Origin of the sequence: Nocardia coffeae (genome assembly GCF_019890715.1) — a bacterium.
Lineage (GTDB): Bacteria > Actinomycetota > Actinomycetes > Mycobacteriales > Mycobacteriaceae > Nocardia > Nocardia jiangxiensis.
This window is the reverse complement of the sequence record NZ_JAINZY010000006.1, coordinates 198648-217666: the sequence shown is the minus strand read 5'-3', so window position 1 is coordinate 217666 and position 19019 is coordinate 198648. Positions and strand designations below refer to the sequence as shown.

19 protein-coding genes are annotated in these 19019 nt (G+C 68.2%); 9 read left to right on the top strand and 10 right to left on the bottom strand.

What is annotated here, in order from left to right:
- Positions 1–118 precede the first annotated feature (118 nt).
- Complete coding sequence (locus K7711_RS23080; protein WP_222971520.1) at positions 119–1912, bottom strand: multicopper oxidase family protein; 1794 nt, start codon at positions 1910–1912, stop codon at positions 119–121.
- A 201-nt stretch (positions 1913–2113) separates the two neighbouring features.
- Here K7711_RS23080 and K7711_RS23075 point away from each other — a divergent pair, with 201 nt between their 5' ends.
- Together K7711_RS23075 and K7711_RS23070 are read left to right on the top strand one after the other, a co-directional pair.
- Positions 2114–2788, top strand: coding sequence for a TetR/AcrR family transcriptional regulator (locus tag K7711_RS23075; RefSeq protein WP_308014901.1), 675 nt, complete (start codon positions 2114–2116; stop codon positions 2786–2788).
- Positions 2789–2876: 88 nt separating this feature from the next.
- Positions 2877–3521: a dihydrofolate reductase family protein gene (locus tag K7711_RS23070; protein ID WP_222971519.1), complete on the top strand. Its 645-nt coding sequence runs from the start codon at positions 2877–2879 to the stop codon at positions 3519–3521.
- Positions 3522–3580: 59 nt separating this feature from the next.
- On the opposite strand, the gene K7711_RS23065 is transcribed toward K7711_RS23070, so the two are convergent.
- The 8 genes from K7711_RS23065 to K7711_RS23030 form a co-directional block, all read right to left on the bottom strand.
- The gene (locus tag K7711_RS23065) at positions 3581–3979 is read right to left on the bottom strand and encodes a hypothetical protein (RefSeq protein ID WP_222971518.1); all 399 of its coding nucleotides are present in this window, start codon (positions 3977–3979) and stop codon (positions 3581–3583) included.
- Positions 3980–4138: 159 nt separating this feature from the next.
- Positions 4139–4333: a hypothetical protein gene (locus K7711_RS23060; RefSeq protein ID WP_222971517.1), complete on the bottom strand. Its 195-nt coding sequence runs from the start codon at positions 4331–4333 to the stop codon at positions 4139–4141.
- Positions 4330–5751 (bottom strand): amidase, encoded by a 1422-nt coding sequence (locus K7711_RS23055; RefSeq protein WP_222971516.1) that lies wholly within the window; start codon positions 5749–5751, stop codon positions 4330–4332. The genes K7711_RS23060 and K7711_RS23055 overlap by 4 nt, the downstream gene beginning before the upstream one ends.
- On the bottom strand, positions 5748–6488 hold the full coding sequence (locus tag K7711_RS23050) for a GntR family transcriptional regulator (protein ID WP_235747626.1): 741 nt from the start codon (positions 6486–6488) through the stop codon (positions 5748–5750). The genes K7711_RS23055 and K7711_RS23050 overlap by 4 nt, the downstream gene beginning before the upstream one ends.
- Positions 6489–6609: 121 nt before the next feature.
- On the bottom strand, positions 6610–7203 hold the full coding sequence (locus K7711_RS23045) for a cysteine hydrolase family protein (protein WP_222971515.1): 594 nt from the start codon (positions 7201–7203) through the stop codon (positions 6610–6612).
- A complete protein-coding gene (locus tag K7711_RS23040; protein ID WP_040830453.1) occupies positions 7200–8855 on the bottom strand; it encodes a purine-cytosine permease family protein in 1656 nt (551 codons plus the stop codon). The genes K7711_RS23045 and K7711_RS23040 overlap by 4 nt, the downstream gene beginning before the upstream one ends.
- Before the next feature lie 229 nt (positions 8856–9084).
- A complete protein-coding gene (locus tag K7711_RS23035) occupies positions 9085–9807 on the bottom strand; it encodes a nucleotidyltransferase domain-containing protein (RefSeq protein WP_222971514.1) in 723 nt (240 codons plus the stop codon).
- A 426-nt stretch (positions 9808–10233) separates the two neighbouring features.
- Complete coding sequence (locus K7711_RS23030) at positions 10234–10830, bottom strand: TetR/AcrR family transcriptional regulator (RefSeq protein WP_222971513.1); 597 nt, start codon at positions 10828–10830, stop codon at positions 10234–10236.
- Between the two features lie 227 nt (positions 10831–11057).
- On the opposite strand from K7711_RS23030, the gene K7711_RS23025 reads away from it, so the two are divergent.
- Complete coding sequence (locus K7711_RS23025) at positions 11058–12599, top strand: MFS transporter (protein WP_222971512.1); 1542 nt, start codon at positions 11058–11060, stop codon at positions 12597–12599.
- Between the two features lie 47 nt (positions 12600–12646).
- Here the strand turns inward: K7711_RS23025 and K7711_RS23020 are convergent, their stop codons facing one another.
- The gene (locus tag K7711_RS23020) at positions 12647–13360 is read right to left on the bottom strand and encodes a hypothetical protein (protein WP_222971511.1); all 714 of its coding nucleotides are present in this window, start codon (positions 13358–13360) and stop codon (positions 12647–12649) included.
- A 215-nt stretch (positions 13361–13575) separates the two neighbouring features.
- Between K7711_RS23020 and K7711_RS23015 the strand changes: the two genes are divergently transcribed.
- From K7711_RS23015 to K7711_RS22990, 6 genes are all read left to right on the top strand, one after another.
- Entirely contained in the window at positions 13576–15966 is a 2391-nt protein-coding gene (locus K7711_RS23015) for an enoyl-CoA hydratase-related protein (RefSeq protein WP_222971510.1), read from the top strand.
- Between the two features lie 99 nt (positions 15967–16065).
- Positions 16066–16998, top strand: a complete 933-nt coding sequence (locus K7711_RS23010; RefSeq protein WP_222971509.1) for a LysR family transcriptional regulator — start codon at positions 16066–16068, stop codon at positions 16996–16998.
- A gap of 125 nt (positions 16999–17123) precedes the next feature.
- A complete protein-coding gene (locus K7711_RS23005; protein WP_222971508.1) occupies positions 17124–17315 on the top strand; it encodes a hypothetical protein in 192 nt (63 codons plus the stop codon).
- Entirely contained in the window at positions 17312–17710 is a 399-nt protein-coding gene (locus K7711_RS23000; protein ID WP_222971507.1) for a hypothetical protein, read from the top strand. Before K7711_RS23005 ends, K7711_RS23000 begins: the two co-directional genes overlap by 4 nt.
- 8 nt (positions 17711–17718) lie before the next feature.
- The gene (locus K7711_RS22995) at positions 17719–18738 is read left to right on the top strand and encodes a ferritin family protein (RefSeq protein WP_222971506.1); all 1020 of its coding nucleotides are present in this window, start codon (positions 17719–17721) and stop codon (positions 18736–18738) included.
- Entirely contained in the window at positions 18735–19019 is a 285-nt protein-coding gene (locus K7711_RS22990; protein ID WP_222971505.1) for an MmoB/DmpM family protein, read from the top strand. Before K7711_RS22995 ends, K7711_RS22990 begins: the two co-directional genes overlap by 4 nt.

Here is a 19019-nt window from a genome sequence, read left to right as displayed (position 1 = left end):
AGTGCCTGCTCACCCGACTCTCGACTGATACGGCACCGGTGCGACCACGGTGCCGCCTTCGATGACTCGTACCGGGGACATCGGTGGCTCACGAAACGGGCCGCAGTGCCTCGGGCGATCATCCGCGCACCGTCCGATAACGCAACATCATCTCGTGATCCTCATGGTCGAGCAGGTGGCAGTGCCAGACGTAGCCCTGTAACCGAGCGGGCATGGAATGGGTTGCGGCCATGTCGCTTCCGGTCTCCATCATGGGGCTGCCGGGGAAGGTCGCGTCCGGGTCGAAGCCGAGTTCTTCGGCGGTCGGGAACCGGACGATGATGCGAGTGACGGTGCCGCCCTCGGCGCGGACGATGTCCTTCCAGCCCGATTCCCATGCGGCGGGCGGCTGTTCGGGTCCGGCCAGGAAGTTCTCCGCCGAGGGGGTCCACTTCACACCGACGGGCGGCTGGGGGTTGGCCGCCTGATAGTCGATGGTGCGCAACGGGGTTCGGCCCAGGATGCGGAAGTTGACCAGGTGGATGTGGATCGGATGCGGGTCGGGGGTGATGTTGACGATGTTCCACTGCTCGACCGTGCCCTGGCGCGGCATCTCGATCTCGGGATCGTCGAAGGTGAGGTTGTTCAGCACCATGATCGCCGGTGGCATGCGCACCGCGTAGGGCTGGCTCACGGTGAGGTTCCGCACGACGGTCGGCTTCTCCAGTGCGGGCAACGCCGCGGGCAGCCCCGCGATGCCCCGAAGTCGCTGCGGCACAGGACCGGTGAACCCGCGACGACTCGCCGCGCGGAATCGGCAGAACAGCGGCATCGCGACCTCACCGAGAATCGCCGCCTGGAACACCGCAGGCTCGTCGTTGCGCAGTTCGACGGTCTCCCCCGGCGCGAGCCCGGAGAAGTCGACCAGCAGATCCACCCGCTCGCCGGGCTCGAGCAGCAGATTGCGCACCGGCACCGGACGGTCCAGCAGTCCGTGATCATTGCCGATCACCCAGAACTGCATGCGATTGCCGAAGAACAAATTCCACAGACTGAACGAGGCCGCGTTGAGCACCCGGAAGCGGTAGAACCCGCGGGCGACCTCGAGTTCCGGCCACACCACACCGTTGACGACCCCGACGTCGCCGACGCCGCCGCCCTCCCACGCGCCCTGCGGCACGATGACAGTCGAGCGCAGACTCTGCTGCCCCTCGGCGGCGAACAGCTTCTCCTGCAACACCATCGGGACCTCGAACTCACCCGCGGGCAGTCCGAGCGGATTGCCGGGCGCGCCGGTGTCGAATTCGTCGCGCAGCAGCACCATTCCGGCCAGCCCGGCATACACGTTCGCCCGGGTGATACCCATCGCGTGGTCGTGATACCAGAGGTTCGCGGCGTACTGCCGCAGCGGAAAGTGGTGTGTGAGGCCCTGCCCTGGGAAGACCAGCCGCTCGGGATGTCCGTCGCTGTCCGGCGGGGTCACTCCGCCGTGCAGATGGAACGAACACGGCGGCGAGGTCCGGTACCGCTCGCCGACCCCGTGCACGGTGGTGTCCAGATCCGCCGCGAAGGGGTGCGTGCCGATCCGATTGCCGAACCGGAGGGTCAGCGGCTCGTCCACGCGATGTTCGATGGTCGGCCCCAGATACTCCATACCGCCGTAGCCCAGCGCGGGCGAGGGGCCCAGATCGCGATGGAATCGGTGCGTCGTCGTCGCGGCGTTCAGCTCCAGATCGTCGCCGCGCAGCACCGGCAGCCGCGGCATCTCGTCGCGGAAGGGCCGCATCGGCGGGGAGTGGAACAGCAGCGGGCTCGGGGGGAGGCCGGGTGGGTCGGCCGACGCGAGATTCGCTGTGCGGCAGTACATTCCCGCGGCGACCAGACCGGCTCCGGCGCGGTGCAGAAATCCCCGGCGGCCGATCGGTCCATCCATCGCTGGGCCCTCCTCGGATGGCCTCATCGCGCATCCTGCTGATCATACTTTTTGGTATAGTCCACGGTACTTCGGTGAATGGTACACAGCCGCGAGCACCGCGCGAGCAGAATCGACAGGACCCGTGAATTCAGCCCTCTCACCTGCGCCGCGAGCCGTCCCTGCAACGGCCCGCCCGAGCACTGACCTAGCATCGAAGACGTGAGCGCAGCAGATAACCCCCCGGAACCGAACGCCGGGGCCGAACCGGAATCCGGTGCGCGACCGCGTCGATCGAAGAAGGCGCAGGCCCAGCGCAGCGGTCGCAGCCGCAGCCCGCGCCTGTCCTACGACGACTGGGTCGACGGCGCACTGGCCCTGCTGGCCCGAGAAGGCGTGTCCGCCATCAAGATTCCCCGGCTGTGCACCGAACTGGGCGTCACCAAGGGCAGCTTCTACTGGCATTTCGACGACATCCAGCAGCTCATGGAGGCGATGGCCGACCGTTGGGCCGCCGTGCAGAGCGATGCCGTGCGCGCGCTGGGCGCCATCGACTCCATCCCCGTCGAGCAGCGCATCGAGCAGATGGCCTCACTGCTGGTGGATCCGAGCACCTGGATCGTGGAGGCCACGGTGCGCGAGTGGGCCCGCAACGACGCCAAGGTGGCCGGCGCGGTCCAGGCACTCGAGCGCAAGGTCTTCGACATCGTCGAGCAGACCATGCTCGAGCTCGGATTCGACACCGCCCAGGCCCGTCTGCGCGCGGGCGCGATGGTCTATCTGGGCATCGGCCTGATCCACGGCCGCGACAGCCTGCCCATCCCCACCGCACAGGAGGCGCAGGCGGTCATCGACCTGCTCACCACACCGGCACAGACTCCGGAGCCGCCTCGGTGAGGTGGTACCGCACCTACTGCCGGTGACCGGGATCGCCGTCTGGGTAGATTCTCAACCGATCGCAGACTGCAACCAGAAGGGGTTTCGAATGACACAGCTGGTCCGCGTGCAGAACTTCACCCTGTCGAGCGACGGTTACGGAGCCGGGGAGGGGCAGAGTTTCGAGCGGCCGTTCGGTCACGCCGATCCGTCCGAACTGTTCGCCTGGGCAGGTGCGACCGCGCACTGGCCGAACCGCACCGAACCGGGCGGCAGCTACGGCCTGGACGACTACTGCTCCCGCGACTTCCACAACAACATCGGCGCGGAGATCATGGGACGCAACAAATTCGGCCCGCAACGCGGTCCGTGGGAGAACTACGACTGGCAGGGTTGGTGGGGCGAGGAACCCCCGTTCCACACACCGGTTTTCGTACTCACCCACCACGTGCGGCCCTCGTTCACGCTGGGCGAGACCACATTCCACTTCCTCGACGCGTCGCCGAAGGAGGCGCTGGCACAGGCGTTCGCCGCGGCCGACGGGAAGGATGTGCGGATCGGCGGCGGGGTGAACACGGTGCGGGAATTCCTCGAAGCCGATCTCATCGATCAGATGCACATCGCGGTGGGACGAGTAGAGATCGGCCGCGGCGAGCGCCTGTGGTCCAGCCCCGAGGAACTCACCGACCGCTTCCACCTGGAGCAGATCCCCAGCCCCAGCGGTATGGTGCACCACTTCTTCTGGCGACGCTGAGGGCTGCGGGCCGCCGCCGATCCGCATCGGCGACGGCTCCGCCCCGCGACACGCCGCACTCACATGGCGCTGCCGGTGGACATGCCGCCGTATCCGAACGGCGAGAACATGCCGCCCCCGTACGGGTACGGCGAGAACATGCCGCCGCCGTACTGATTCCAGCCGCCGCCCTGCCACTGATTCCAACCCCAGCCGTGATGCCCCCACCCACGATGACCCCAGCCACCGTGCCCCCATCCGGGATGACCCCAACCGCCATGACCCCCGCCCCGATGCACCGGATCGGCCGACGGAGTGGCGGGGGCGGTGGCCGCGGGAGCCGGGGTCACCGGAATTCCGGCGCCCGGGGCGGCGAAGGCCGGTGCCGCGACCGCGACCGGCGTCGCGACGATGACGAACGCGACGGCCGCACGGGACAGCGTGCGCCGCGCATTGCGCGGGACGAGATTTCGAGACATGCGAACTCCTGACGTACACAACGTATTCGGATCCGCTTTCCGTCCGAGACCATGCCCCACACTCGCCGGATCCGCCTCTTACCGTTGATTAATGTACCGTCATTTAACGGCACATTCAACAGGCAAGAGGCGGATCCTGGATTTCCGGTCGTTACGACCTCAGCTCGCCCAGGCCGCGATTCGCGACGCGGCCCGGAAATGCAGCGCCGGGGGCGCGTATCGCGCCTCCGGTACCGCGTAGAGAGCGTCCACCGCGGCGCGCTGATCGGCGAATCCCGCCGCGTAGGCGGCGATCTCGTCCTCGGACGCGGGCAGTTGCGCCGCATCGAGCAGGATTTTCATGACCTCGTTCATGCGGCAGCTCCTTCGGTGGCGAGTTCGGGCGCGCGCAGATGCCACTGCGTGGCCTGCTGGAATACGTCGGCGACACGCAGGATCTCCGCCTCGCCGAAGGCCGGTCCGGCCAGTTGCATCGACAGCGGCAGTCCGGCCGCGGTGAAACCCATCGGCACGGCCAGCACGGGATTGCCGACCGAATCCCAGTACGGGGTGTGGATCAGGCTGAACAGCGTCCCGACATCGGTCTGACCACCCGGGCCGGTGATCGATTCGAAGGTGGGCGCGCCGACCGCCGCGGTCGGGCACACCACCAGGTCCACGGTGTCGAACAACTCGCCCACCGCGTCCTGGGCGACACTCCGGACCCGTTGCGCCTGAACGTAATCCGCACCCGAGACCTGAGCACCGATCGCCAGCATCGCCCGGGTCGCGAGGAAATAATCGTCCCATCGCTGCGACAGATCGGTGCGGTGATAGGCCAGCGCCTCGCATCCCATCGTGATCATGTCCGCGGTGATCATCTCCTGCCGATACGGCAGCACCACTTCCCGCACATCGGCCCCGGCACGCACCAGAATGTCCACGGCCGCATCGAAAGTCGCCGTCAGCGCGGGATCGCTGTGCTCGGGAAAGTGCCCCTCACGCACCACCCCGATCCGCACCCCGCTCAGATCCCCGGCCCATTCCGGCATCGCGAACGGTGCGTCCACACAGTCCGGATCGCTGGGGTGCGCACCGGCGAGCACCTCGAGCATCGCGGCGCAGTCCCGCGCACTGCGGGCCAGCGGCCCGATGTGGTCCAGGCTGTAACCCAGTGGCACACAACCGGATTTGGGCACCCGGCCGAAGGTCGGCATCAGACCGCTGACACCGCAGAAGGCGGCGGGAATCCGGATGCTGCCCGCGGTGTCGGTGCCGATTCCGGCCAGGAACATACCCGTCGCGACACCGATCCCGGTACCCGAACTGGACCCGCCCGGCCAGGTCGCCGGATCCCACGGATTGCGCGGTACCGGAAAGGGTTTGGTGGTGTCGGGCATACCGCAGGCGAATTCCATCGTCGTGGTCTTCCCGGTGAGCACCGCACCGGCCGCCTTCAGCCGCGCGACGACCGGCGCATCCTTACCCGCACCCCACGTCCGATCCAGAATCAGGCTCTGCGCGGTCGTGGGCCCCTCGGCCATGGCGAGAATATCCTTGACGCCCACCGGAATTCCGTGCAGCGGCCCGCGATCCCGCCCGGCAGCGAGATCGGCGTCCGCCTCGGCGGCACGCTCGAGGGCGTACTCGTCGAACCGGGTCAGATAGGCGCCCACAGTGCCGTCGAATTCATCGGCAGCGGCGATCGCGGCGCGGGTCAGCGCGACCGAGGTCGTCGTTCCGGCGCGTAGTGCCGCGGCCGCATCGGTGAGAGTGAGTGGTATGTCGGTCATCGCAGCTCCCTACTGCTGGCACGCGAGACGAATCGGAATCGTTCCCCGCGGGTGTGAATGAAGGCGACGTCGAACGGACGGCCGCCGAGGTCGTAGATGATCTGTTCCATCGAGATCAGGGGCGTGCCCTCACGCACGCCCAGCGCCGCGGCCAACGGGGCGTCGGCCGGTTCGCAGTCGATCACGAATTCCGAATCCGACAGCGCCACACCGGAATCGGCGAGCAGTTGGTACCAGTCGGAGACGAACGGTGTGTCCCGCAGCGCGATCGCCTCGGGACAGCGCACGTAATTCGTCGCCAGCGCCAGCGGCTCGTCCTCGTGCAGCGCGAGATACTCGAGTCGCAGACACGGTGTGCCCGGCGCGATTTCGAGCCGTTCGGCGATGGCGCCCGGGGCCGGGACCATCGACCGATCCAGTTCGCGCGGACGCATCCGGTGGTTGAACATGCTGCCCATCGTGGGCTTCATGACACCGTGTGCCTCCGGCAGCGAGGTCGTCACCGGTTCGAGCACGGCGTGCGTGCCGATACCCTGCGTCCGTTCGATCAGCCCCTCGGTGCGCAGCAGCGCCAGCGCCGCACGCACGGTCGCCCGGGACACTCGATAGGCGGTCATCAGCTCGATCTCACTCGGCAGCTGCCCGCGCTCGTACCCGCCGCCACGCACCGTGGCGCGCAATATGTCCCGCAGCCGACGCACATCGTGGGCCCGCTGCCCTCCGGGCGCAGTCCGCATACCCCTGGACGGTAAGCAACCACCGTTGCCGAGCGATCTCCCCTCCGTGACCGGGGTGTTACAGGTCAGCGCGATCATGTCCGCACCCCTGCGGCAACCGAATCGAGCAGAGCCGCGGCACTCATGCCGCCACCGCCGTCGCCGCGAAGTCCGCGACCGCGACGACCTCGGCGAACCCGCAGTCGCGCATGATCTCGATGCCGATCTCGTGCAGGCGCGGAGTCTGCGCGGCGCAGCAGTCGTGCAGCAGGGTCACCTCGAAATCGCGCATGACCGCAGAACGCACGGTCGTCTCGACGCAGAAGTTGGTCACCACGCCGCAGGCGACCAGCTCGCTCACGCCCAGGCCGCGCAGCAGCGGTTCGAGCGAGGTCCACTGGAACGCGTCCAGCCGCACCTTGTCGACCACCAGATCCGTGGGTCCGCAGCCGAGTTCGTCCACCACATCGCCGTCCCAGCTGCCCGCGAGCAGGCCGTCGACCGAGGACAGGTCCGGGGTCCGGCCGCCCAGCCACGGCCCCTGATCCGGATAGCCGGGGCGGTAGACGTGGCGGGTGAAGATCACCGGCATACCGGTGCGGCGGGCATGCTGCACGGCTGTCGCGGTCCGGGCGACCGCCTCCTGGGCCCCGCTCAGGGCCATGCCCAGGCGCGGCAGCGAGCCGTCCGGATGACAGAAGCCGTTCTGCATGTCGACGACGATCAGCGCCTTCATCGCGCCACCTCCAATTCGGGTTGTGCGGTGCGAGCCACCACGGGCATGCCCAAGGGCACAGCGCCTTTCGGCGGTCGCCACGCATTCGGTTTGCAGGCGTCCCGGCAGGCGCCCTCGGTCGAGCAGCACAGTGAGCACACGGTGCCGCCGTGGAACGGACAGGTGGCCATGTCGACCACGTCGAAGCTGCCCTCGCACACCGAGCACGGGAGTTCACCGTCGTGCTCGGGCAACTCGGAGATCCGGGCGATGTACCAGCGGCCCTTGGTCAGCCAGGCGATCAGCGGCGGCAACACCAGTGCCAGCACCAATGCCACGAAGGGCGACAGGGCCGCGGCCGTGGACCCGAACGCGCCGTAGTAGGCGATCATCGACACCGCACCCGCGATCACCATGGATCCGAAGCCGACCGGGTTCACGTTGTAGAGGTGTGCGCGGTGGAAGACCAGTTGCGGCGGAGCGAGTTTCAGCCAGCGTTTGTTGATCACCAGATCCGCGACCATGGCCGCGATCCAGGCGATGCCGATATTGGAGTACCAGGCCAGTACCTCGACGATGTGGTCGAAGATGCCGATCTCCATGAGTACCAACGACAACCCGACCTGCAGGAAGACCCAGGCCGCGCGCCCCGGATGACGATGCAGCAGCCGGGAGAAGAAGTTCGACCACGACAGTGAACCTGAGTACGTGTTCATGATGTTGATCTTGATCTGGGACAGCAACACCAAGGTCCCGGCCAGGATCAACGCGCTGGTGTGATTACCGGTGACCCGCTCGTAGACGGCGGTGAACAAGTCGACCGGCACCCCGACCTGCCCCGGGCTCAACTTGGTCGAGGCGTATCCGACCAGGAGTGTGGAGGCGAAGAAGATGCCCATCGCGAACAACGCGAAGCCCGGTCCGCCGAACACCACCGCCAGCCGCCAGCGCCCGCGCTTGCCGCGCTCCGGATCGGGCATCAGCCGCAGATAGTCGCCCTGCTCCCCCACCTGCGCGGCCAGCGACAACTGCGCGGCGGCGATGGCGAAGATCGCCAGCACCGACATCCCGGCCACACCAGCCGGGCCCACACTGGCCGGATGCACCATATGCGTTCCGGCATCCGGTGCGGTGGCCGCGCTGCCCAGGGCGAGCCCGATCAGCGCGATCCACAGCGGCCAGGTCCACGCCTGGAACTTCGCGCTGAACGACATGCCGTAGAGGGTCAGCGGAATCATCACCACCGCGACGGCGACATAGGACAGATGGATGTCCAGTCCGGTCAGCGCCGTGACCGCCTGCGCCATGATCGCACCCTCGTAGGCGAGGAAGATCAGGGTGTAGGTCGCGTAGACCAGTGAGGTCACCGTCGAGCCCAGATATCCGAATCCCGAACCGCGGGTGAGCAAGTCGATATCGATATGGCCGCGGGCGATGGCGAACGCGATCACGATCGTCAGCGGCACCGTCACCACCGCGGCCAGGCCGAAGCCGATCAGCGCGTTGCCGAACCCGAACGAGTCGACGAACGCCGCGTCCAATGCGTAACCCGCCATCGCGGATATCCCCACCAGGCAGGACAGGAACACCATCCACGGTGACCATTTGCGGAATGCGCCCGGCGTATATCGCAGGGAGTAATCCTCCATTTTGGGGTTGTCGGTGAAGCCCATCGGTCGATCCCTTCGCTGTGCTGGATCGACCGTCCCAACCCCGTATTTCCACCCCGTATCCGATTCTGTTGCGCCTCGTTACGCCACCCCCGAACCCGAAACTCCCCCGCGGACCTGCGCTTTCACCGAAGCCCACGACACTTACGCCACAAACTCCCCCCGATCCGCCGCCAGGATCGCCCGAACCCTCGCACCCCCACATGGGCAAGACCCCCGGCGCCGGACTGATTCAGGCGGGACCATCAGCCCGGAATCCCTCGAACAGTCGCCCGCCGACCTGGCTCAGCACCTCGAGGACAACCGCGGTCATCGGATCCACGTCGCCGAGCGCTACCGCACGCATCCCGTCTGCCAGCGTGCGGCCGAAGTCCGTACCGCCGGCCTGGTCGAAGGCCGCCAATTCACGGTGCAGCCATTTGCCGCCGCCGATCCAGTGCCGGTTCGCGGTGAGCAGCAGATCGGCCGTCGCCTGCCACAGCGCGGCTCCGACCACGAGGCGCTCGTTCGCATCCTGTGCGCCCGCGAGATCGTCGAGCAGATCGGTCACCCCGTAGCGCCTGGCTCGTAATTCCTTCTCGCTCAGACGTTGCGGCCCTTCGGAGAGTTCTCTCGCGCACTCCTGCCGCAGACGCTCGCCGCTGCCGTCCGCGTCGAGCAGGATGTGCGACTGCCCGATCAGTCGCGCCGTGGCCGGACGTCGCGCGGCCCGTTCCGCCACGCGGAAATGCGTGACCGATTCGCCGCTCTGCACGAAAAGTTCCACCGGCCAACTCTCGTGGCGCAGCGATTCACGATACGGCGCGGGTGGGCCTGCGAGCAGTACGGTGATGTCCAGATCCGATGTTGCCGTGGGTGTTCCGAGAGCGACGCTGCCACCCAGCCAGGCGGCGCGGGCCCGTGGGAAGCGGGCGAGGACCAGGTTGCGGGCGATGTCGATGGGGGTGGCGGGCATTTCGTCATCGTGGCATCGGGCCGGGGCGGTCCGAACGTGTGGTGACACTGTCGGATTCACAGGTTCGGGTGCTGTGGGTCGGTGAATGGTCCCAGTGGTGCTGATTCGCCTGGAAAGCGTGGGCTTGCCGGGTTACCGTGGCAGCGGACGGGGCGAATGGGTGCAGAATTCGCCCTGTCCACTCGAATACCGCTGTTGCCCTTGCGATCTCGACCCGATACTACGCCGTGCTCCCTCGCGTGGTTCGGTGCGTCGGCTCGTCCCGATGCGGCTACCGCCTCTCATGCCGCGCGGGTGCGACAGCGGGCGAGAAGCAGCCGGGGCGGTGTCACCCATCCTCACCGCCCCGGCTGCGCACCGCCGCGGGTGCGCACCGCATCGGCGGGCCGCCCGCGGGGACTTCCACGTCCGAATTTCGGCGGACCTTCATGCCTCGGCAGGGTTCGGGTCGTCGTCCCCACGAGGTTCGGTCGCCTCGTGGCGCGTCAACGTCGGGAGCAGGAAACGCTGCAACAGAAGGGTTTCGGTGGCAGGGTCGGCGGGCCACAGGAGCAATTGCAGGATCGAGCGGATCAGCCAGGTGGTGATCAGAGGGTCGGCGGGGCGGATGCCGGTGAATTCGGCGGCGATGTGGTTCAGGGCCGGTGACCGGGCGAAGGTGACCGCGGCGCGGGGGCCGTGTTCGGAGGACAGGAATGCGGTGATGACCGGTTCGGCGCGGATCTCGCGCAGGGCCACGGTGAGGGCGGCGTAGGCGCGATCCGGACCGGTCTGGTCGGCGATGGCGCGGTCGACGGCGTCGGTGATGCGGGTCGCCGCGCGGGCCAGCACGGTCTCGCGCAGATGGGTCACACCACCGGTGTGGCGGTAGACGGTCGCGCGCGAACAGTGGGCGTGGCGTGCGACCGTCTCGACGGTCAGGCAGTCGAATCCGTGCCGCGTGATCAGATCCGCCGCGGCGGCGTAGATGTGGTCGGCGGCGGTCTCGTGCCGATCCGCGCCCAGCAGCCAGTCGGAACTCATCGGCTCAGTATGAGACATTTCGGCGTCCGGAACAGCAGAGTTCGCGCAGGTCAACATGGGGCCGTGCGACACGATGCGCAACGCGGGAAGTCCGGAGCGTGTCGAGTTCGGTCGCACACCTTGTTCAGGGCCGGGTGCGGCAGCGAGCGTGGAGGCCGTGCACGAACACCGCGAGCCCCCGTCCGCCCGGCGCGCCTGCCGCGCCGAATCCTGAACGGAGAACGCACATGTCGTTAGCCACCGAGGTCGCGGACACGTCGACCGGCAGGTGGTCGTGGCACCAGCTGCGGACGGTGGTCATCGCGTGCTCGGCCGTGGCCGTGGTCATCGCGTCCATGGCCGCGCTCTACACCGCACTGCCGCAGATCGCCGTCGCCACCGGCGCGAATCAGACCCAGAGCGCCTGGATCGTCGACGGGTACACCCTGGCGCTGGCCTGCCTGGTGCTGCCCGCCGGAGCACTCGGGGACCGCTACGGCCGCCGGCTGCTGCTGATCGTCGGACTGGTGATCTTCACCGCCGCCTCGGTGATCCCGGTGGTGAGTTCGGCGGTCACCGCACTGATCGCCGCCCGCGCGATCGCCGGTGTGGGCGCGGCGCTGGTGATGCCGTCGACCCTGTCCATCATCACCGCGGAATTCCCGGAGAACACCGCGGGACGCGCGATCGGCGTCTGGGCCGGATTCGCCGGGTCCGGCGGCCTGTTCGGGCTGATCGGGTCGGGACTGCTACTGCACTGGTGGTCGTGGCAGTCGATCTTCGTCGGTCTGGCGGTGCTGGCGGCCGTACTCGCCGCGGCCGGATTCGGGCTCACCGAATCGCGCAGCTCCACCGCGGCCGGACGCGATCCGTTCGGCGCGCTCACGGTGATCGCCACGGTCGGGCTGCTGGTGTGGGCGTTGATCGCCGTCGGCGACCGGGGCTGGAGCGATCCCTACATCCTGTGCGGATTCGCCGGTTCCGTTCTGGCCGGTGCGGCGTTCGTCACGATCGAACTGCGGGTGCGGCGGCCACTGCTGAATCTGCGACTGTTCGCCCGGCGCGGATTCGGTTCCGGCGCGGCCTCGATCACCGTCCAGTTCCTCGTCACCTTCGGCATGTTCCTGATCGTGGTGCAGTACCTGCAGCTGATCCTCGGCTACAGTCCGCTGCGCGCGGCCGTCGCGATCCTGCCCATGGGTGGGGCCCTGATCGGATTGTCCTGGGTCTCACCGCATCTGGCCCTGCGCTACGGACTGCGCTGGCCCACGACCGCCGGACTCGTCGTGATCGCCGCCGGACTCGGCATGATGACCCGCCTGACTCCGTCCTCCGGATATCTCGGCGTGCTGATCCCGCTGTTCGTCATCAGCGCCGGACTCGGACTCGCCGCGGCACCGGCCACCACCGCGATCATGACCGACACCGCCGTGGACACGCACGGCGTGGCCGCAGCCGTCAACGACGCCGCCCGCGAAATCGGCGCGGCGGTCGGAATCGCGGTCGCCGGAACAGTTCTCGCGGCCGGTTATCACTCCGCCATCGCAGCCGCCCTGCCTCGCCTCCCCGAACCCGCCCGCACCCCGGTCTCCCATTCCCTCGCCGCCACAACCGAATTGGCCCACCAGGCAGGCCCGCGCGCGCAGCCCTTGCTCGACCTGGCCCGCACCGGTTTCCTGGACGGCATGCACCACACCACCCTCGTGCTGGCCGTCATCAGCCTCGTCGCCGCGGTGGCGCTGGCCTTCGGAGCCCCGGGCCGCCCCCGGAAAGTGGATCGGCAGGATTGAGCAACGCCGCCGAACTTCTCGGTGCCGCAACTCTTTCCAGGAACCGGCTAGCTACCCGCGATCGTATCGGCCGGGGTGAACTCGTGGGCGTTGCGCGGACATGTGGTCCGGCCGAACAGATAGGTGAGGTGCCGGGCGAGGACCGGTTGACGGGCGGTGACGGCGAGGATGTGCAAGCGGTGGGCCAGGCCGGTGAGCCGGGTGGGGGCGGTGGGCACGAGTTCGGTGTCGTCGGCGTCGTCGGCGAGCGAGTCGTCGTCCCAACAGGTGAACACGCCGTGGGTACCCAGGGCCACGAACATCACCGCGGAGCATTCGGGACATTTGATCTCGAATTCGCCGCCCAGCAGTCCGGCCAACCGGCGGGACCATTCGGTTTCCCCTTCGAGGGCGAGCATGCTGCGGATGCGGTAGACGAAGGCGTCCGGCTCGTGGTCCTGCTCGGCGTACTTCGTCCCCAGATCCGCCCGGACCAGGCCCAGCAGCACCGCGACGTCCGGCGCGTACTGCTCACGAACGGATCCGCCGTGCGGATCGGCCCGCGCGAGCAGGTCTCCCGCGAGTTCGATCGCCCGCAGCCGGGTCAGCGGGACGCCCTCGCGCGCCAGGGCGGCGAGCGCGGGCAATGCCGCGCAGGCGTGCTCACCGATGTGCCGGTAGTACAGCTCCTCCCGCAGGTTGGACCACACCCCCGAATCCGCTCCGTTGGTGGACAGTTCATCGAGAAGGGCAACCGCTTGTGGGCGAAGGGGATTCGGCACACCCCCATCCAACCAGCCGCGCGGCCCGCTGTGCCCCCAGGACTGGATATTCGTCTCTTGCGGGTTCGTGACGGGACCCCCTTCGTGTCGAACCGTCCTGATACGGTGTAAAACGGATGTCCAGAACAGTGTCCACGCGGCTGCCGCCGCTCGCAGTGTGAAGACCGCCCCCGCGCGGATCACACCTGCTGCAGGCCGGAAGGAGTGCCGCGATCATGTCCGACAACTCACCCGAATCGGTCACCATCTCCCCGGATACGCCGGTACTCGTCGGCGTCGGCCAAGCATCCGAACGGCTCGACGACGCCGGATATCGCGCACTGTCGGCCGCCGACCTGGCCGCGGAAGCCGTCCGCGCGGCACTCACCGATTCCACGGCCGATCCGGCCGCGCTCGCCGCCGCCCTGGACATCGTCGCGGCCGTGCGCGCATTCGACGATTCGAGTCCCTACGCCACCGCCGCGCTCGGCGCACCCGACAACGTCCCGCGGGCGATCGCGCGCCGCGTCGGTGCCGACCCGTCCCGCGCGATCCTGGGTCCGACCGGCGGCCAGAGCCCGCAGCAGCTGCTCAACGAGCTGTGCGGGGAGATCGCCGGGGGCCGGTGCGGCGCAGCGGTACTCGTCGGCGCGGAGACGATCTCGACCGTCCGGCATCTGGCGGGTCTGCCGCCCGCCGAACGCCCCGACTTCACCGAGTCCGACAGCGGCCCGCTCGAGGATCGCGGCTATTCCATTCAGGGGATGACGCCGTTCTACGCGGTGCGGCACCATCTGGTCGAACCCGCCGTCAGCTACGCGATGTTGGAGAACGCCCGCCGGGGCCGGCGCGAGGAGTCCCGGGCACAGTACGCGCAGACGATGGGTGAGCTGTTCGGCCGATTCAGCGCGGTCGCCGCGACCAATCCGCATGCGGCGGCCCCGATCGAACGCGATGCCGCCGAACTGGTGCGAGTGGACGAGCGCAACCGGCTCATCACCGATATCTACCCGCGTTTCCTGGTCGCCCGCGATCAGGTCAACCAGGCCGCCGCGGTGCTGGTGACGTCCACGGAAACCGCTGACCGACTGGGCATTCCGCAATCGCAGCGGGTATATCTGCACGGCTACGCCGACCTCGCCGAACGCGAACTGCTGGTACGCCCCGATCTGGATCGCAGCCCGGCCGCCGTCGCGGCGGTGCGGCACGCACTGGATATGGCCGCCATCGGCCTGGACGAGCTGACCACCCTGGACCTGTACAGCTGCTTCCCGATCGCGGTGTCGAATCTGTGCGACGGCCTCGGTCTGGATCCGGCCGATCCGCGCGGACTGACCGTCACCGGCGGGCTGCCCTTCTTCGGCGGACCGGGCAACAACTACACCACCCATGCCATCGTCGAAACCGTTGCACGACTTCGTGATCGGCCCGGCGCTTACGGCCTGGTCTCCGCGAACGGCGGTGTGCTGAGCAAACATTCCGCGGGCGTCTACTCGACCACACCGGCTCCCTGGCGCGTGCGACCCACCACATCCGTGCAGGCCGAACTGAACGATGTGCCGGGCGTTCCGGTCGCCTACCGCCCCGAGGGCTGGGGCACGATCGAAAGTTTCGTTCTCCGTTACGGTTCCAGCGGATCCTCCCGCGCCACCGTCGTCGGCCGCCTGGACGACGGCCGCCGATTCCTCGCGACACCCCTGGACGACGAGACCACCCGCGCCCTGACCGATACCGAACAGCCGGTCGGCCGACGGGTGTTCGTTCGCTCCGGCGATGCGGGCAACCATGTCACGCTGACCCGCGAGTCGATGGATACCGGACTGGCACAACGTATTCCGCCCTTGCGAACGGATTACGGCACCGTTTCGGTCTCGACCTCCGGACATATTCTGGAGGTGACCATCGACCGGGCCGCGAACGGCAACACCCTCGACGGCGACACCTACCGTGAACTCGGCGAAATCCTCACCGCCTTCGCCCACGACGCCGATCTGTGGGTCGCGGTACTCACCGGCGCGGGCGACGAGGCGTTCTCCCTCGGCGCGGACCTGCACGGCATCCGCTCGCCACTGCAACTCATGCTCCAGCCGCACAACGGATTCGACGCCTCGCCGCTGGATGCCACACCGGCCAAGCCGGTGATCGCCGCGATCAACGGCCGCGCGGACGGCGACGGGCTGGCCCTCGCACTGGCCTGTCATCTCAGCGTCGCGGACGAGACCGCGACCTTCGCCGTCCCGGACACCGCCCTCGGCATGCCGCCGGGCACCGGAATCCTGGTGCGTCTGCCGCACCTGGTCGGCCGGGCGCTGGCCTACGACATGATCCTCACCGGACGTCGGATCGACAGCGCCGAGGCGCTCACCGCCGGTCTGATCACTCGCACCGCGCCGCAGGGCAAGGCCCTGGATCTGGCCCGGGAGATGGCCGCGGACATCGTGGCCCGCTCCCCCGTCGCCACCCGCGCGGCCCTGAACTTCCTGGCCCGCACCGAAACCCTGCCCGACGCCGAGACCACCGCACCGCACACCGCCGTCCTGGCCGACGCGCTCGTCGCCCACCGCGACCCGGTCGACGGGATGACCGCCTATCATGAAGGCCGAGAACCACATTGGCGCAACGCGTGATCGTGCTCGCCGAGACAAGCACTCGGCACTGAGATCTTCGGCAGAACAATTACGCCGGATCAAGACTCGAGCTGTCTCGGTCCGGCCTAGGCTCCGGCCATGGAACTGCGTCACCTGCGCTACTTCGTCGCGGTCGGCGAGGAATGCCACTTCGGCCGCGCCGCCGAACGTTTGCACATCGCCCAGCCGCCGCTGTCTCAGCAGATCAAGGCGCTGGAGAACGACCTCGGCGTGGTTCTGCTCAACCGCTCGACCCGCCGGGTGGAACTGACCCCGGCCGGTCAACGGTTTCTGGAGCGCGCCCGCGGGATTCTGGCGTCCCTCGACGTGGCGGGCACGGAGGCGGTGCGGATCGCATCCGGCGAGGTCGGGCGACTGGCGATCGGCTTCACCGGCACCGCCACCTACGAACTGCTGCCGACTCTGGCGCAGGTGTTGCGCGAAGACCTGCCCGGTATCGAGATGGATCTGCGTGGTGAGATGCTCACCCCACGGCAGGTGGCCGCACTCGCCGAGGGCACGATCGATCTCGGGTTCCTGCGCCCGCCGGTGAACGATCCGGAACTCGAGGTGCGCGTGCTACGGCGCGAGCCGCTGATCGCCGCACTGCCGCAGTCACATCCGCTGGCCGAGCAATCGACGGTGCGACTGGCCGATCTGCGCACGGAGACGTTCATCAGCTATCCCTCGCACCGGCGGTCGGTCGTGCACGACGCGGTCGAAACGGCCTGCCGGCACGCGGGATTCCGTCCTGGCCGCGTCCAGGAGGTTGCCGAGACCTCGACACTGGTCTCACTGGTCGCAGCGGGATTCGGAGTGGCACTGGTGCCCGCGTCGGTCCGCCACCTGCAGATCACCGGCGCGACATTCAAACCCCTCGCGGGCACCACCACCGAGGTCGAGCTGGCGATCGCCTGGCGCAAGGGCGACGAATCACCCGTCCTGGCCCGGGTACTCGCCCGATCGCAGGCACTGCTCGGCGGCGGTCGCGGCCGGGGCGGTTCCCGATTGGGTGCGGAAATCGGAGGATGACCTGGGTCAAGATGTGACCTATATCAATCCGGGTCGTTTTTGTATTTCACATCACATGGTTCCCCGCGTGAGACTCGTCGCAACGCACATCCCCCACGGGATCGGCGACGAGGCAAGGAGGCCCCATGGATATCACCCGGATCGCCGGGCGCGGCCCACATCTGCTGTTCGGGGGTGATGTCGCCACCGCCGACGGGGTGCCCGTGCCGGACGCATTGATCACCACCTGCGGCCACGAGGTCCGCGCCGATGCCACCGGCGCCTTCGAGGTTCCGACCACGTCGGTGGCGGCCCCGGCCCCCGAGGTCGCGCGATGACGCCGTTCATGCTCGCCGTACAAGAGCTGCTGGACGGCACTCCGGCACCGGAATACCGGACCGAGGACAGCCGCCCGCAAGCGGTCGCCGCAGCCACCCACGTGCAGGTCGAAATCCGTTCTCTGGCAGAGCAACTGGTCTGTGAGGCGAATGCGATCCTGGCGGCGCAGAGCGCGCCGATCACCCTCGTCGACGACAGCGGTCCGGGGCAGCTCGCCTTCACCCTCGGCTGCGGCGACCGCAGCGCACGGGTGCAGACCTCACTGACCGGTCGCACCGCCGTTGCGCAACTGCTGATCTCCGGGCGAGCCGAGCACGCCCCGCGCCGCCTCACCGGCGAAGACGAATTGCGGGCGCTGCTGCTGAGCCTGCTCGCCACCCCGACCGCCCACTAGGAGACCCCGTGCAATACGAACTGCGCTATCAGGTCATCGAACCCAAGCGCCAGACCTATCAGAACGTCATCGACCGGCTCGGCGACCAGCCTGCGAGCCGCTATCTCGAGGGCACCCTGGATGTGCAGCCGCGGGAGAACTTCCACTATCGGCCCACCTGGGCGCGGGACCGCGAACTGTACGACGCCCGGTTCTCCGCGCTGCGCCTGACCGACGGTTACGCGTTCCTGGATCCGCGCCAGTACTACTACACGCCGTACGTCACCCATCGCGCCGGACTGCACGACGAATTCGGCAAGACGCTGAGCTATCTCGAGGAACGCGATCTGCTCGCCAAACTCCCCGAGCCCTGGCACGATCTGGTGTCCTCGGTGGTGATCCCGTTGCGGCACTACGAATCCGGCGCACAGCTGACCAGCGTGGCGGGTGCCCGGTTCGCCGACGGCACCTCGATCGAGCAGTGCTGCACTTTCGCCGCCTTCGACCGAATCGGCAACGCGCAGATGCTCTCTCGCGTCGGCATCGCCGTCGGCGGCGGCACCGCCCAGACATTGCAGGCCGCCAAGCAGCACTGGCTCGAGGCCGAACATCTACAGCCGCTGCGTCGCCTGATCGAGGAGATCATGATCGTCGACGACTGGGCCGAGGGCATCCTGGCCGTCGATCTCGTGGATCGACTGCTGTATCCCCTCGTCTACCGCGACCTGGACGAGACCGCACTGCTCGGCGGCGCGGGCGCCTACAGCCTGTACGCGCAATATCTCTGGACGTGGTTTACCGACCAGCGCAAATGGCTCGATGCCCTGATCGGCGTCTGGACCGCCGACGAGCAGCACGGCACCGCCAATCGTCAAGAGCTGAACCGCATCTCGCGGGTCTGGGCGCCCCGCGCCGCCGACGCCGTCGGCGCGCTCGCGTCCGCCATCGATACCCGGGTGCCCGAGGCGGGGGCGGCCGAACGCCTCGCGGCCGCCGTCGACGCCCAACGCACCCGCTGGACCGAGATCACCGGAGGTGAGCAGGCATGACCGGAACATTGCGCCAGGTCGGCATCGACATCCAGGACGCCGAGGAGAACCGCGGCCTGATCGATGCGATCCGCGCCGACAATCCGGAACTGACCATCCGGCACCTGCCCGGCCTGGTGAAGTTGCAGGCAGCGGGCCAGATCGTGATCAATCGCGAAACGGTCGAGAACGCCCTCGGCCGGGAATGGGACACCGGCGAATTCCAGCTCGCCATCGTCTCGTACGCGGGCAATTTCTCCGAATGGGACGACGACCAGATCATCGTGAAGTGGGAGCACTGA